This window comes from Xanthomonas sp. NCPPB 1067 (genome assembly GCF_020783795.1).
Classification (GTDB): Bacteria; Pseudomonadota; Gammaproteobacteria; order Xanthomonadales; family Xanthomonadaceae; genus Xanthomonas; species Xanthomonas melonis.
Map to the genome: position 1 here is coordinate 170966 of NZ_JAJGQG010000001.1, position 14741 is coordinate 185706.

A 14741-nucleotide genomic window follows, 5' to 3' on the forward strand; every position below is an offset into this window, starting at 1 on the left:
CCGGTCGCACCACGCCCACCGCACCACGCGCCCGCACGATATGCCAGGCGGCATGGGTGCCCACGACGCAGCGTTGCTCGGCGACCGACACGCTGCCGGCGAGTCCGGCACGTACGCGGCCGCTGCAGTGAGGCGACCTCGCGCCAAGCGCGGCGAGGTGCTCGCCCATGCGTGACATCGATAGGGCGACTGCGGCCCGTATCACGCCATCGGTCGGCTGTGACAGACAGGGGCGGTAGAATGCATCCATGCCCGGATCACTCTTCGACTCACTCAAGCCGCTCGCCGGCCAGGCCCTGCAGACCGCGCTCAATCGCGCGCTGGCGCTGGACCCGGATACCCGCGATGCCCTGCTGCCGCTGGAAGGCCAGCGCATCGCGCTGACCCTGGACGCGCCCGCCCTGGCCCTGCAGATCCGCGTGCACGAGCGCCGGTTGCTGGTGGGGCCGGTGGATCCGGCGCAGGAACCGGACCTGGCGGTGCGCAGCAGCCTGGCTGGTCTGCTCGGGCAACTGCCGCTGTTGGCCAACGCGCGCCGCACGGGCGCGCCGGCCGGCCGGCTCAAGGTGTCCGGCGATGCCGAGCTGGCGCGTCAGCTGCAGCAGTTGGCCGGTCGCTTCGATCCGGATTGGCAGCTGCCGTTCGTGGCGGTGTTCGGGCAGATCCTGGGCGTGCAGATCGCTGGTGCGGTGCGTGCAGCGTTGCAGCAGGCACGCCGCAGTGCATCGGATCTGGCCCACAGCGCCGCCGAATTCGTCACCGAGGAATCGCGCGACGTGGTGCCACGCGCCGAGCTTGAGGCCTTCCACGACGATGTGGACGAGCTGCGCGATGACGTCGAACGGCTCGCCGCACGCGTGAGCCGCCTGCGCGCGACCGGAGGCGCGGCATGAAGGCGATCCTGCGGGCCAGCCGCATCGGCCGGGTGATCCTGCGCTACCGCCTGGACGATCTGCTGCAGGGCAGTGCCGCCGAGCGTTGGTTGCGCCTGGCAAAGCCCTTCGTGCCGCGCGCCAGCGCAGAAATCGCTGCGCAATCGCGCGGTGCGCGGCTGCGTCTGGCGCTGCAGGAACTGGGGCCCATCTTCGTCAAGTTCGGGCAGATCCTGTCGACCCGGCGCGACCTGATCCCGGCCGACGTGGCCGAAGAACTCACCCTGCTGCAGGACCGGGTCAAGCCGTTCGATGGCGAGGCTGCGCGCCTGATCGTCGAAGGTGCGCTGGGCCTGCCGGTCGGGGTGGCATTCGCCAGTTTCGATACCGTTCCGTTGGCCTCGGCGTCGATCGCGCAGGTGCATGCGGCCACCTTGCCGCCCGACGCCAATGGCGTGCGCCGCGCGGTGGTGGTCAAGGTGCTGCGCCCGGACATCGAGCGCCAGATCGATGCCGATATCGCGCTGCTGCATTCGTTGGCCACCCTGGTCGAGCGCACCCATCCGCGTGCCGACAAGATCCGTCCGCGCGAGGTGGTGGCCGAGATCGAAGCCACCCTGTCGGCCGAACTGGATCTGCAGCGCGAAGGCGCCAATGCCAGCGTATTGCGCCGGTTCTGGGAAGGTTCGGACGATCTGTACGTGCCGGAAGTGATCTGGTCGCATACCGCCGAGCGCGCGCTCACGCTGGAGCGGGTGTACGGCATTCCCTCCGACGACATCGCCAAGCTCGATGCCGCCGGCATCGACCGCAAGGCGTTGGCGGCCAAGGGCGTGCGCGTGTTCTACACGCAGGTGTTCCGCGACAACTTCTTCCATGCCGATGCACATGCCGGCAACATCTGGGTCGATTCGGACCCGGAGCGCCGGCTCAATCCGCGTTTCATCGCGCTGGACTTCGGCATCATGGGCCAGCTCTCGCAGGAGGATCAGTACTACCTCGCAGAGAACTTCATGGCGATCTTCCACAAGGATTACCGCCGCATGGCCGAGCTGCACGTGGAGGCGGGCTGGATGCCCTCGAACGTGCGTATCGACGAGCTGGAAGCGGCCGCGCGCTCGGTGTGCGAGCCGTACTTCACCCGTCCGTTGTCGGAGATCTCGCTGGCGCAGGTGCTGATCAAGCTGTTCCGCGTGGCGCAGCGCTATGAACTGACCTTGCAGCCCCAGCTGATCCTGCTGCAGAAGACCCTGCTCAACATCGAAGGCGTGGGCCGGCAGCTCGATCCGAAGCTGGATATCTGGGCGGTGGCGCGTCCGGTGCTCGAACGCATCCTGCGCGAGCGCTACAGCCCGCGCCGCGTACTGGGCGAGCTGGGCAAGCGGCTGCCGGAGATCATGACCCACGCCCCGGACATGCCGCGGCTGGTGCACAGCTGGTTGAAGCAGCAGGTGGAAGGCCGCCATCAGCTGGAGATCCGCTCCACCGAGCTGCGCGCGCTGGAGCTGAGCCTGCGCAAGCTGCAGACCCGCGTGGTCACCGCCATCACCGGCAGCGGACTGCTGGTGGTAGCCGCCGTGTTGTACGGCCTGCATCCGGACGGCTGGTATCTGGGCACGGTGCCGGTGTGGAGCTGGGTCAGCGGCGGTGCCGGCTCGACCGCCTTGCTGGTGGCTTGGCTGCGGCGCTAGGCAGCGACGCCCAGGCAAGTCCGCTGCCTCCAGGCGGTCTGTCGACGCATCGGCTGCAGCGCAGATGGGCGGCGGCCGGACCCGCGGCCCGTTATCGCTGGTGGATGCGTGGCCTTCTTCCGTTGGCTCCCGGACGGTAGCCATACCCTCGCAGGGCTGCGCTGGCGATCGGGTGGGCCCATCGTTCCTGGGGGCCGGTGCGGTTGGTGGGCACGGGATCTGGCATGCGCGTGACCGGGCCGGGTACTGCGGGTCACCGCTCTGAGCCGGTGGCAGGCGGCGTCGGCGATAATCCACCGGTGAACACCTCTCCCAAGCACCTGCACATTCTCCACCAGGATGACGTCCTGGCCGTCGTCGACAAACCCGCGGGCCTGATGGTCCACGACAGCAAGCTGGCGCGCGGGGAAGACGATTTTCTTGCCGACCGCCTGCGCGAACAGCTGGGCCGGCCGATCTTCCTGGTACACCGGCTCGACCGCGCCACCAGCGGCTGCCTGCTGCTGGCCTTCGATCGCGACAGCGCCAGCGCGCTGGGCAAGGCGCTGATGGCCGGCGAGGTGGACAAGCATTATCTGACCGTCTGCCGTGGCTGGCCGGCCGAGCAGCGCTTCATCGTCGACCACGACCTGGACGGCGGCCCGGGCAAGCCGGTGAAGAAGCCTGCGGTGACCCATTTCCAACGTCTTGCCACCGGTGAGCTGGACATCCCGTCCACCGGCTTTGCCACCTCGCGCTATGCGCTGCTGCGCTGCCAGCCGCAGACCGGCCGCTTCCGGCAGATCCGCCGTCACATGAAGCACCTGTCGCATCACATGATCGGCGACACCAGCCATGGCGATGGCCGCCACAACCGCAGCTTTCGCATGCTCGGCATCCACCGCATGCTGCTGCACGCCGAACGCCTGGAGTTTCCGCACCCGGCCGACGGCCGCCGCCTCAGCGTGAGCGCACCGCTGGATGTGGAGTTCGCCAAGGCCTGCGCGTTGTTCGGGTGGGAGATGGCAGGGTTGGGAGTCACGCAGCCTGCGTGATGTGGCGTGCCTGGTTCAGAGATCGCGGCATCCACTCGGTCTGCTGGACATCTGCGCAAGCGTTCCCTCACCCCAACCCCTCTCCCGCGGGCGGGAGAGGGGCTCAAGCGTGCAGGCGGGCGAGAGGGGCTCAAGCGCGACGCGCAATGCCCACCTCCCCGTGCTGCTTCCTTCCCCCGCCTGCGGGGGAAGGTGCCCGAAGGGCGGATGGGGGGCCTGCTTGCAACAGGCGCTCTCGCGGCAGCAGGAGGGGCTCAAGCGCGACGCCCAATGCTCGCCTTCGCCGTTGCTTCCTTCCCCCGCCTGCGGGGGAAGGTGCCCGAAGGGCGGATGGGGGCCTGCTTGCTCGCGGCGGGAGAAGGACACACCGTGTTCTTCCGCGACTGAAAAGGTAACGCACCGCCGTCACCAACAAGGCAAGCCAATCCCACACCCGACCCCGTCGCAGCGATCACGCGATTCCCACTCCCCAATCTCGATTCTCCAATCCCGCCCCTCAGGGCTTCTTTGCCGGAGCAGGCGCGTTGACGATGGCCTCCAGGTCCTTCTGCAGATCGGCAAACAGCGGCAGCATCTTCTGCTGCATGGCGCCCATCAGGTTCTGGGTCAGGGCCGGGGTCTTGTCCAGCAGGCTCTGGCCGGCCGAGCTCTCGTAGAACTCGGCCATCGCCAGCACGTCCTCGCGCGAGAACGAGCGCTTGTAGATATCCACGTATATCGGCCGCAGCTCGGACCACGACAGCGCCTTGCGCACGGTCTGGCGGGTGCGTTCCTGGATACGCTGCAGTTGCGCCTGCTGGTCGGCGTCGAGCTGGCGCTGCGCAGTGAGCTGGGCGAACTGCTGCTGCTGCATCGCTTCGATCTGCGGCAGCATGGTGTCCAGCATAGTCTGCGCGCGCGAGGCGGCCAGCAGGCGGTTGATGTCGGCATCGGAGGGAGCCTGCGCCAACGCGGCCGGGGCGGCCACCGCCAGCGAGGCCGCCAGCAGCAGGCGGCGGGCAACGCCGCGGACGGCAGCCAGCGAGGAGGTAGGTGTCATCGGAGCATCCTGCAGTGGGAACCGGCCGCAGCATACGGGAGCCGGCGTATGCGCGCATGCGCGCCGCTGCCGATACAATCGGCGCGTATGGCCAGCGACCCGATCCAGATCACCCCGAGCCTGACGATTCCGCCCAGCGAACTCGTCGAACGCTTCGTGCGCGCCAGCGGCGCGGGTGGGCAGAACGTCAACAAGGTGTCCACCGCAGTGGAGCTGCGTTTCGATGTGGCGGGGTCGCCGTCGCTGCCTGAGCCGTTGCGGGCGCGGTTGCTGTCGCGGCGCGACCGCCGCATGACGGCCGAGGGCGTGCTGGTGATCGATGCGCAGCGCTTCCGCACCCAGGACCGTAACCGCGACGATGCGCGCGAGCGCCTGGCCGAAATCATCAGTGCGTGCCTGTCGGTGCCCAAGCGCCGGGTCGCCACCAAACCGAGTCATGGTGCCAAGCTGCGGCGGCTGGATGCCAAGCGTGAGCGCAGTCAGATCAAGCGTGGACGCTCTGCGTCCCACTGGGAGTAAGCGTGAGTCAACCCGACCCGTCGTTGCCACCGGTAACACAGGCCAACATCCTGCTGCAGCCATCTCCGCCCCGGATGCCGCGCGCGCATGGCCGTTTCATCCGCTGGCTGGGCCGTACCGCCCTGCGTGTCACCGGCTGGCGCCTGCTCGGGCGGCTGCCCGACGAGCCCAAGCTGGTGATGATCGTCGCCCCGCATTCGTCCAACTGGGACGGCTTCCTGGGCTTCGCGGCCAAGTTCGCGCTGGGCTTCGAAGTGCGCGTGCTGGGCAAGGCGCAGCTGTTCTGGTGGCCGCTGGGCCCGCTGTTGCGCAAGCTGGGCGGCATTCCGCTGGACCGCAGCTCGCCGCAGGGCACCATCGGCCAGGCGGTGCGGCTGATCCGCAATTCCGAGCAGATGTGGTACGTGATCACCCCCGAAGGCACGCGCAAGCGGGTGGAGCAGTGGAAGGCCGGCTTCTGGAAGATCGCCTCGGATGCGCAGGTGCCGATCCTGCCGGTGTATTTCGATTACCCCAGCAAGACCGTGGGCATCGGCGAGCCGTTCTGGACCGGAACCGACATGGCCGCCGACATCGCTGCCATCCGCACCTGGTACCGGCCATGGCGCGGCAAGCATCGCGATACGTTGTAGCTGGCGTGGTGTGCAGCGTGCCGATGTGCCTTGCCCAGAGGCGCTGGGGACCAGACATAAGAGCAGCGGGCAGGTTAGGGCTTTTGTATGAGGCAGTCTCTTCATTCGTGACTCAAGGGCGCTACCTACCCAGATAAAAAGCCGAGGGTTCAAACGAGCAATGGGGGACAGACTGTTCGAAGTTCTGGAAGCCGTGCAGGATGAGGCATCGTTCGTGGGCTTTGCTGAGCTCCTGGCTGCTGATCGTCGTTCAGCAGATTCTCTTGCAATTACTCTCGATGGGTTTCAGGGGGAATGGGCTAATCAGTCAATCGCCGACTTTCTGGAGGCAGCGTCCGCGTGGGCGACCAGCTCATCTTTCGGCGAGCTGCCTGGACCCAAACCGAGCAATCCTTGGCAGGCGTTCGCTCTATTTCTATGGGCTGGGCGCATTTATGAGTAACGCAGCTAATGCTTCATTCAAGCCGACACCGTTCCGCGTTGCTGCCTTACCCAGGGCGTGTTCGATAGAGCAGGGAAACGTGCATGAGACGAGACTATCTTGCTCATGGCACCTCCCGCAGTGCCAGTGTCGCCATTCACTGCCATGAAGGTTTGAGGAAACATCATGATCGCTTCGTCCAACCGCGCGTTATTGCTGTCCTTGCTGCTGTGTACCGCACCGGCGCTGTCGGCAACGCCGATGCTGGTCATCCACGGTGGCGCGGGCGTGGAAAAATCCAGCCTCTCGCCCGACGAACAGGCCCAGGCCCGTGAGGCGATGCAACGCGCGCTGCGCGCCGGCCATGCGGTGCTGAACCGCGGCGGCAGTGCGGTGGATGCAGTGGCCACCACCATCGCCGTGCTGGAGGATGCGCCGCAGTTCAACGCCGGGCGCGGCGCGGTGTTCACCCACGACGGCAGGAACGAACTGGACGCGGCCATCATGGACGGCGCCAGCGGCAAGGCCGGGGCGATTGCCGGCGTGCACACGGTCAAAAACCCGATCCAGTTGGCGCGCAGCGTCATGGACCGCTCCAAGCACGTGATGCTGGTCGGCGATGGCGCCGAACAGTTCGCACGCGAGCAGGGCATCACCCTGGTGGATCCGAGCTATTTCCGTACCGACAAGCGCTGGCAGCAGTTGCAGAAGGCGCTCAAGGCCGAAGCAGGCGACCGCCAGGCGCAGGCCGCGCTGGAGCTGGAAACCGCCAAGCATTTCGGCACCGTCGGCGCACTGGCGCTGGACCGCGAGGGCCACCTGGCCGCCGGTACCTCCACCGGCGGCATGACCAACAAGCGCTATGGCCGCGTGGGCGATGCGCCGATCATCGGCGCTGGCACCTACGCCAATACGCAGTGCGCAGTGTCCGGCACTGGCTGGGGCGAGTTCTACATCCGCGCGGTGGCCGCCTACGACATCTGCGCGCGCATGAAGTATGCCGGCCAGTCGCTGCAGCAGGCCGCCGAGGCGGTGATCGATCAGCAGATTCCCAAGGCCGGCGGCGATGGCGGCGCCATCGCGCTGGACGCCCAGGGCAACGTGGCGTTTCCGTTCAATACCGAAGGCATGTACCGCGGCTGGATCGGCGCCGATGGCATCCCGCATGTGGCGATCTTCAAGGACGAGACCCTTTGAGGACGCCTGCAGGGACGTTGCCTTCTCCCGCACGCGGGAGAAGGTGCCCGAAGGGCGGATGAGCGCTTCGCACTGCCGGCCGCCTCTGCTCAGCGCATCGCCATTCATCGATGCCCAGCCAACGGCACATGCCGGCGTCGCGCAAACCCGCTAGCGTGACCGGCTGCCATACCACTCAGGAATCACACGCCATGTCGCGTACCGTCGTCCTGGCCGCCGCCATCACCCTGGCGCTGGCCGCATGTTCTGGAAAAGAGCCGTCCGGTAAGGAGTCCACCCCCGTGTCCGAGAACACCGCCGCCCCGGCCGCCGATGCTGCGGCCAACCCGCTGCTGACCGCCAGCACGTTGCCGTTCCAGGCGCCGCCGTTCGACAAAATCAAGGACGCCGATTACCTGCCTGCGTTCGAAGAAGGCATGCGCCAGCACCTGGCCGACGTGCGCAAGATCGCCGACAGCCCAGACGCGCCCACCTTCGACAACACCATCGAAGCGCTGGAGCGCAGCGGCGAAACGCTCACCCGCGTGTCGCGAATCTTCTTCGGGCTGGTGCAGGCCGATACCAGCGATGCGCGCCAGAAGATCCAGGAAGAGATCGCGCCCAAGCTGGCCGCGCATCAGGACGAGATCAACCTCGATCCCAAGCTGTTCGCGCGCGTCAAGACCCTCTACGACCAGCGCGACACGCTGAATCTGGACCCGGAGCAGAAGCGTCTGCTCGAACGCGACTACGAAGAACTGGTGCGCGCCGGCGCCCAGCTGTCCGATGCCGACAAGGACAGCCTGCGCAAGCTCAACGTGGAAGAAACCACCCTCTCCACCCAGTTCCATACCCGGCTGGTCGCCGCTTCCGCCGCCGCTGCAGTGGCGGTGGACGACAAGGCCGGGCTCGATGGCCTGAGCGAAGGCGATATCGCCGCCGCCGCCGATGCCGCCAAGGCCCGCAAGCTCGATGGCAAGTATCTGCTCACCTTGCAGAACACCACCCAGCAGCCGGTGCTGGCCTCGCTGAAGAATCGCGAGCTGCGCGCGGAAGTGTTGAAGGCCTCCGAAACGCGCGCGGAAAAGGGCGATGCCAACGACACCCGCCAGACCATCCAGCGACTGGCGCAGCTGCGCGCGCAGAAGGCCAAGCTGCTGGGCTTCGACAACTACGCCGCCTACAGCCTGGGCGACCAGATGGCCAAGACGCCGGACGCTGCGCTCAAGCTGCTCACCGACACCGTGCCGGCCGCTACTGCCAAGGCGCGCCGTGAAGTGGCCGAGATGCAGAAGGTCATCGACGCGCAGAAGGGTGGTTTCAAACTCGCTGCCTCCGACTGGGATTTCTACGCCGAGCAGGTCCGCAAGGCCAAGTACGATCTGGACGAGGCGCAGATCAAGCCCTACTTCGAACTGGACAACGTGCTGCAGAACGGCGTTTTCTACGCCGCCACGCAGCTGTACGGCATCACCTTCAAGCAGCGCACCGACATCCCGACTTACCATGCCGACATGAAGGTCTACGAGGTGTTCGATGCCGACGGCACCTCGATGGCGCTGTTCTACACCGACTACTTCAAGCGCGACAGCAAGTCCGGCGGCGCCTGGATGGACGTGTTCGTGGAGCAGGACGGCCTCACCGGCGCCAAGCCGGTGGTCTACAACGTGTGCAACTTCACCAAGCCGGCCGCCGGCCAGCCCGCGCTGCTGAGCTTCGACGACGTCACCACACTGTTCCATGAGTTCGGCCACGCGCTGCACGGCATGTTCTCCAAGGTGAAGTACCCCTCGATCGCCGGCACCAGCACCTCGCGCGACTTCGTCGAGTTCCCCTCGCAGTTCAACGAGCACTGGGCGTCCGATCCGAAGGTCTTCGCCAACTACGCCAAGCACTATCAGACCGGCGCGGCGATGCCGGCCGAACTGGTGGAAAAGATCAAGAAGGCCAAGACCTTCAACAGCGGCTACGCCACCACCGAATACCTGTCCGCCGCATTGCTGGATCTGGCCTGGCACACCCAGCCGGCCGATGCGCCGCTGCAGGACGTGAGCAAGTTCGAAGCCGATGCACTGAAGCGCTTCAAGGTGGATCTGGCCGAAGTGCCGCCGCGTTACCGCAGCACCTATTTCGACCATATCTGGGGCGGCGGTTATTCGGCCGGCTACTACGCGTATTTCTGGTCGGAAGTGCTCGATGACGACGCATTCGAGTGGTTCAAGGAAAACGGCGGCCTGACCCGCAAGAACGGCGACACCTTCCGCGCCAAGATCCTCTCGCGCGGCAATACGGTCGACCTGGCCACGCTGTATCGCGATTTCCGCGGCAAGGATCCCAGCGTGAAAGCGCTGCTGGACAACCGGGGGTTGACCGAGTGAGCGATGTGCATGCGTAGGTGAGGCATGCACACCTAGCAAGTGCAGTTAGCAGTGAGGACGGGATGGCCACGCGCCATCCCGTCTTGTTTTTGCCGATTGCATCGGCGCTTGAGGGCACCCTTGACTCTGTTGTCGTTATCAGCGCGGGTTGCCCGTCGTTCAACCGCAGCCTTCGCTCGCGCTGTTGTCCAGCTTTGCCTCTGACAGGATTCGATGCCTGCGCACCAGGTCTTCAGACCAAATACAAAGCAGGAAAAAAGGCAGCAACAGGGAAAATACGGTCACGGCACTCCACCCGCGGCAGCAACAAGCCGACAGGCCGACGCCATGCCTTTCGTCACTTCCATCGCCTGGTCGCCGGGGCGCATCGTCATCAGGGGCGCGACGCGTCCCTCAAACCAACAGGTGCACCATGACTCAGCCAAGCCGTCTCCGCTCTCGCCTGCAGCGCGCCGCGCACTGGTCGCGCAAGGAACTCCTGCCGTTGTTGGTGCTGTTGGTGTTGCTGACCGCCGCACGCTCTTCGTTCGCCAATCACTACCAGGTGCCAACCGGATCGATGCAGCCGACGCTGCAGCCGGGTGACCGCGTGGTGGTCGATATGCATGCCTATGGCTGGCGGTTGCCGCTGAGCAACCGCATCCTCGTCGAAGGCGGGCAACCGCAGCGTGGCGATGTGGCGGTGTTCGATTCGCCGCGCGACGGCACCCGTATGATCAAGCGCGTGGTGGCGGTGGCCGGCGACCGTGTGGATCTGCACGATGGGCAGTTGTCCATCGACGGACAGCCGCTGCAGATCGGCGGAGATCGCACGCGCGAACGTTTCGGCGCGCGCGTGGCGCAATTGAACCTGGATGCCGGCGGCGGGCCGGACCTACAGGGCGTGCAGGTGCCTCCGGGCAAGCTGCTGGTGGTGGGCGACCATCGCGGCAACAGCCTGGATGGGCGCTACTTCGGATTCGTGGATGCCGCATCGGTGTATGGCAAGGCCGTGGCGGTGTACTACCGGCGCGGAGACGGCCTGGAGTGGATCCGGCTGTAATCGGCACGCAATCGCGGCATGCCGGCGCAGCATCCTGCGTGCAGACGTGCAGACGTGCAGACGTGCAGACGTGCATGACGCTGCGCTCCGCCGCTCCGCCCAAAGGTCGAAATACAGCGCTGTTTCGCAGCCTGGTCCACCGGCACTGGCCGCGGTGCCGACTGCCCGCCCGCTGCCGCGGCTCGGCCAGCGTCCAGCCGGTCATTGCGCCAATGCTGGCGTTGCCGGCGGCGTGCGCCACCAACGCTCGCCCGCCGCCGGGTGGCGCAGGTCCACCCGTTCGCCCATCTGCGGGGTGGTCAGCGGCACGTTTGCGGCGGCCGCCAGCGCCGCGATGCGCTCGAACGGCTCGGACCAGACATGCATGGCCAGATCGAAGGTGCCGTTGTGGATGGGCAGCAGGGTCCGGCCACCGATGTCGATGAAGGCCTGCAGGCTCTGCTCTGGTTGCATGTGCACGTCCGGCCACATCGCGTCGTAGGCGCCGTTTTCGATCAGTGCCACATCGAACGGCCCCAGGCGCTGGCCGATCGTCTTGAAATGCGGGCCGTACCCACCATCGCCGCTGAAGAACACGCGCAGGTCGGCGTCCTGGATCGCCCACGAACACCACAGCGTGCGGTCGCGGTCGAACAGGCCGCGCCCGGAGAAATGCCGCGATGGCGTGGCGGTGAGGGTGATGCCCTCCACCTCCACCGACTGCCACCAATCCAGCTGCCGCACCTTCGCCTGATCCACGCCCCAGCGCACCAACAGATCGCCCACGCCCAGCGGGGCAACGAACACCCCGACGCGGCCGGCCAGGGCGCGGATGGTGGCGCGGTCCAGATGGTCGTAATGGTCGTGCGACAGGATCACCCCCGCCAACGGCGGTACATCCTCCAGCGCGATCGGCGGCGCATGGAACCGCTTGGGGCCGGCAAACGCGAACGGAGAGGCGCGCTGGGAGAACACCGGATCGGTCAGCCATAGGCCGCCGCGCAGCTTCATCAACACCGTGGAGTGGCCTAGCCGGAACAGGCTGCGATCCGGTGCGGCCTGCAACTGGGCGGCAGTCAACGGCATGACCGGCAACGCCTGCGACGGCACCGTCTGCGCGGGCTTGTTGAACAGCACCTCCCACAGCAGACGCAGGCCGCTCCAGAGCCCTGGCGAGCTCAGTGTGGTCGGCAGGGTATTGCGGAACCGCCCGTCGCGGAATTGCGGGGAGGCGGCATGCGGCGCGGTGTGAGGGAGCTGGCGGGACTTGGTGAGCACGGCGGTATCCAGCATTGGAATGGGGGTGGATCCGGCATGGCCGGACTGAAACTTACACTGCACAGTGTAGTTTCATCCTGAAAATGTAAACTGACCGGTGTACCATGCAGCCATGTCCAGTTCATCCGATTCGGCCCCCGCGCCGCAGCGGCTCACCGACCGCAAGCGCCAGGCCATCCTCGAAGCGGCCATCGCGCAGTTCCGCCAGCACGGGTTCGAGGCCACCAGCATGGATCGGGTCGCCGCCACGGCTGGCGTCTCCAAGCGCACCGTTTACAACCATTTCCCCAGCAAGGACGCCCTGTTCGGCGAAATCCTGCGTGGCCTGTGGCAGCGCAGTGCCGAAGCCGTGAACCTGGTCTATCGCCCCGACCAGCCGGTGCGCACGCAGTTGACGCAATTGCTGCAGCAGAAGTTGCGCCTGCTCGACGACGCGGCCTTCATCGATCTGTCGCGCGTGGCCATCGCCGAAGGCATCCACTCGCCCGAACGCGCGCGCGCACTGCTGTCGCAACTGGGCAGCAAGGAAGAAGGCACCACCACCTGGCTGCGCGCGGCACTGGCCGACGGCCGCCTGGCGCCGATGGACGCCGAATTCGCCTCGCAACAGCTGCAATCGCTGATCAAGGGATTCGCATTCTGGCCGCAGCTGGCCTTCGGCCAGTCCCCCTTGTCGGCCGAGCAACAGGCACAGGTGGCCGAATCGGCGGTGGCGATGTTTCTGGGGGTTTACGGACGCGAGTGATGGGTATCCGGCAGCGCCGCAGCACGACCCATCGTCTGCCTGTAGTGCCGCATCGCACGCCGCAGTTGCGCAGCCGGTATGCACTGCATCGGCAGTGTCGTGCGAGACAGCGGCTCTGCGCACGCGAGTGACCCCGGAGGATCAGGTTTGTTTCGGCGATCCAATCGGAGTGGATGCAGCCCCCCCAATCCGCGCCGCATGCCCACCGTGCGGCTGCGCGGCCGCATGCCGTGCAAGTCACGCCGTGGTCGGTGCGCAATGCAGGTAAACGCCAGACGCCGCTACATGGCGAATGCCGCCTCGATTTCCTGCAGGAAGAACGCGCCGAAGCTGTCGGCGATGCGCTCGGTCGGCGCCTGTCCGATCGATGGCGACCATTCCACGACCGCACACTCACCATGGGCGGTCACCTGGGTGGTCTCCAGGCAGATCAGTGGCCCGTATCCGCTGTCTAGAATCGGAATCAGCCGATGCGGCATTCCGCATCGGGCGCGCTCGTCCAGGGTTCGCCAGACCACGCTGGGCGCGGCACGCCCGGGCAGCCGGCCCGCGATGATGCCGTAGATCTCCACCGTGCCGAAAGCGCCGGCACCGAACGTTTGTAGGTACGCGCGATAACTGGGCGGGAACTCCAGGCCCAGCAGCGTGCTGGCCAGTGCCAGATCGGCCTCGCCCACCGGGCCGGCCACATCGATCCGGTCGGCGTGGTCTTCGAGGCAGTGCACGGCGCGAGCGAAGCAGGTCATCGCGTCAGTCATGGCGTTCCCGTCGAGAGGGGATGTGTGCGATCGGAGCGGGCGGCCGATGTCGCCGGCGATGGCCGCGGGTCGCGATTGCGATCGCGCCCGAGGATAGCGGCACATCCATGGGCGACTCCACTGCGCCGCCGCATGCGCGGCGACAGGACCAGCGATTCTGGCAGGCGAGGCGGTGACACGATGGCCTTCAACGCTCCGAGTCGCCGCCTTCGTCGTAGCCGCGCGGGGTGAACAGATCCGGCTGGATCAGTTCGATGAAGGCGCGCGCCTGCGGCGACAGGTACTTGCCCTTGCGCACCACCACGCCATAGCTGCGGGTGGGGAAGAAATCCTTGAGCGAACGCGTGGCAAGCCGGTCGCGATCGGCGTCGGTGAGGCAGATCGCGGTGACGATGGAAATGCCCATGCCCATCGCCACGTACTGCTTGATCACCTCCCAGCCACCGACTTCCAGCGCTACCGTATATGGCACCCGTGCCTGCTGGAAGATCAGGTCGACCAGGCGGTAGGTCACCTGCCGGCGCGGCGGCAGGATCAGCGGAAACGGCGACAGATCCTGCAGCGAGACGCTGGCCTTGCGCGCCAGCGGGTGGTCGGGCGGGGTGATCAGCAACTGCTCGAAACGGTAGACCGGCGCATAGGACAGGTCGGCCGGCACGTCCAGCATCGAGCCGACCGCCAGATCCACCGCATCCTCGCGCAACAGGTCGGTGCCGTCGGCGCTGATCGCGTTGTGCAGGGTCAGCCGCACGTCCGGATGGCGCGCGCGGAAGTTCTCCACGATGCGCGGTAACAGGTACAGGATGGTGGAGCTGTTGGCGGCGATGGTCAGCTCGCCGGCATCCAGGCCGCGCACCTTCTCGCGAAAGCTGGCTTCCAGCCCGTCCAGGTTTTCCACCAGCGGCAGGGCCATGTCGTACAGCAGCTGGCCTTCGCGGCTGGGCGCCAGCCGTCGCCCGGAGCGTTCGAACAAGGCCACGCCCAGATCGCGCTCCAGCGCCTGCAACTGCTGGGTCACCGCCGGCTGGCTGACGAACAGCGCCTCAGCCGCCCGTGAGACAGAGCCCAGGCGCACGGTCTGACAGAACGCCCGCAGCGGCTTGAGGCGATCGGATTTGTAGGAAAATCGCGGGGTTGGCGCCATGGCTGGTGGCTTCTCGAGCCAAGTATAAGTACC

The 14741-nt window shown here is 66.6% G+C and carries 14 protein-coding genes; 10 read left to right on the top strand and 4 right to left on the bottom strand.

Translation table 11 applies throughout. The features are described from left to right. The first annotated feature begins 248 nt into the window (after window positions 1-248). From LL962_RS00715 to LL962_RS00725, 3 genes are all read left to right on the top strand, one after another. Entirely contained in the window at window positions 249-893 is a 645-nt protein-coding gene (locus tag LL962_RS00715; protein WP_104588546.1) for a ubiquinone biosynthesis accessory factor UbiJ, read from the top strand. Continuing rightward, window positions 890-2563 carry a ubiquinone biosynthesis regulatory protein kinase UbiB gene (ubiB, locus tag LL962_RS00720; RefSeq protein WP_228315518.1) on the top strand — a complete coding sequence of 558 codons (1674 nt, stop codon included), beginning with the start codon at window positions 890-892 and terminating at the stop codon, window positions 2561-2563. The genes LL962_RS00715 and ubiB overlap by 4 nt, the downstream gene beginning before the upstream one ends. 224 nt (window positions 2564-2787) lie before the next feature. Next, on the top strand, window positions 2788-3597 hold the full coding sequence (locus tag LL962_RS00725) for a pseudouridine synthase (protein WP_228315519.1): 810 nt from the start codon (window positions 2788-2790) through the stop codon (window positions 3595-3597). A 496-nt stretch (window positions 3598-4093) separates the two neighbouring features. Here LL962_RS00725 and LL962_RS00730 read toward each other — a convergent pair whose 3' ends face one another. Then, window positions 4094-4636 carry a DUF2059 domain-containing protein gene (locus tag LL962_RS00730; RefSeq protein WP_228315520.1) on the bottom strand — a complete coding sequence of 181 codons (543 nt, stop codon included), beginning with the start codon at window positions 4634-4636 and terminating at the stop codon, window positions 4094-4096. Window positions 4637-4723: 87 nt separating this feature from the next. On the opposite strand from LL962_RS00730, the gene arfB reads away from it, so the two are divergent. From arfB to lepB, 6 genes are all read left to right on the top strand, one after another. Further along, the gene (gene arfB / locus LL962_RS00735; protein ID WP_047694425.1) at window positions 4724-5155 is read left to right on the top strand and encodes an alternative ribosome rescue aminoacyl-tRNA hydrolase ArfB; all 432 of its coding nucleotides are present in this window, start codon (window positions 4724-4726) and stop codon (window positions 5153-5155) included. Between the two features lie 2 nt (window positions 5156-5157). Beyond that, the gene (locus tag LL962_RS00740; protein WP_104588550.1) at window positions 5158-5787 is read left to right on the top strand and encodes a lysophosphatidylcholine acyltransferase; all 630 of its coding nucleotides are present in this window, start codon (window positions 5158-5160) and stop codon (window positions 5785-5787) included. Between the two features lie 160 nt (window positions 5788-5947). Further along, a complete protein-coding gene (locus LL962_RS21020; protein WP_104588551.1) occupies window positions 5948-6229 on the top strand; it encodes a DUF7660 family protein in 282 nt (93 codons plus the stop codon). A gap of 165 nt (window positions 6230-6394) precedes the next feature. Beyond that, window positions 6395-7405, top strand: coding sequence for an isoaspartyl peptidase/L-asparaginase family protein (locus tag LL962_RS00745; RefSeq protein WP_228315521.1), 1011 nt, complete (start codon window positions 6395-6397; stop codon window positions 7403-7405). A 191-nt stretch (window positions 7406-7596) separates the two neighbouring features. Further along, the gene (gene dcp / locus LL962_RS00750; RefSeq protein ID WP_228315522.1) at window positions 7597-9762 is read left to right on the top strand and encodes a peptidyl-dipeptidase Dcp; all 2166 of its coding nucleotides are present in this window, start codon (window positions 7597-7599) and stop codon (window positions 9760-9762) included. A 412-nt stretch (window positions 9763-10174) separates the two neighbouring features. Then, window positions 10175-10804: a signal peptidase I gene (gene lepB, locus LL962_RS00755; RefSeq protein WP_228315523.1), complete on the top strand. Its 630-nt coding sequence runs from the start codon at window positions 10175-10177 to the stop codon at window positions 10802-10804. A gap of 201 nt (window positions 10805-11005) precedes the next feature. On the opposite strand, the gene LL962_RS00760 is transcribed toward lepB, so the two are convergent. Then, the gene (locus LL962_RS00760) at window positions 11006-12076 is read right to left on the bottom strand and encodes an MBL fold metallo-hydrolase (protein ID WP_228315524.1); all 1071 of its coding nucleotides are present in this window, start codon (window positions 12074-12076) and stop codon (window positions 11006-11008) included. Window positions 12077-12173: 97 nt separating this feature from the next. On the opposite strand from LL962_RS00760, the gene LL962_RS00765 reads away from it, so the two are divergent. Further along, entirely contained in the window at window positions 12174-12806 is a 633-nt protein-coding gene (locus LL962_RS00765; RefSeq protein ID WP_228315525.1) for a TetR/AcrR family transcriptional regulator, read from the top strand. 281 nt (window positions 12807-13087) lie between these two features. Here the strand turns inward: LL962_RS00765 and LL962_RS00770 are convergent, their stop codons facing one another. Together LL962_RS00770 and LL962_RS00775 are read right to left on the bottom strand one after the other, a co-directional pair. Continuing rightward, window positions 13088-13669, bottom strand: coding sequence for an SMI1/KNR4 family protein (locus LL962_RS00770; RefSeq protein WP_228315526.1), 582 nt, complete (start codon window positions 13667-13669; stop codon window positions 13088-13090). Between the two features lie 82 nt (window positions 13670-13751). Beyond that, window positions 13752-14708 carry a LysR family transcriptional regulator gene (locus LL962_RS00775; protein WP_104588945.1) on the bottom strand — a complete coding sequence of 319 codons (957 nt, stop codon included), beginning with the start codon at window positions 14706-14708 and terminating at the stop codon, window positions 13752-13754. Window positions 14709-14741: the final 33 nt, after the last annotated feature.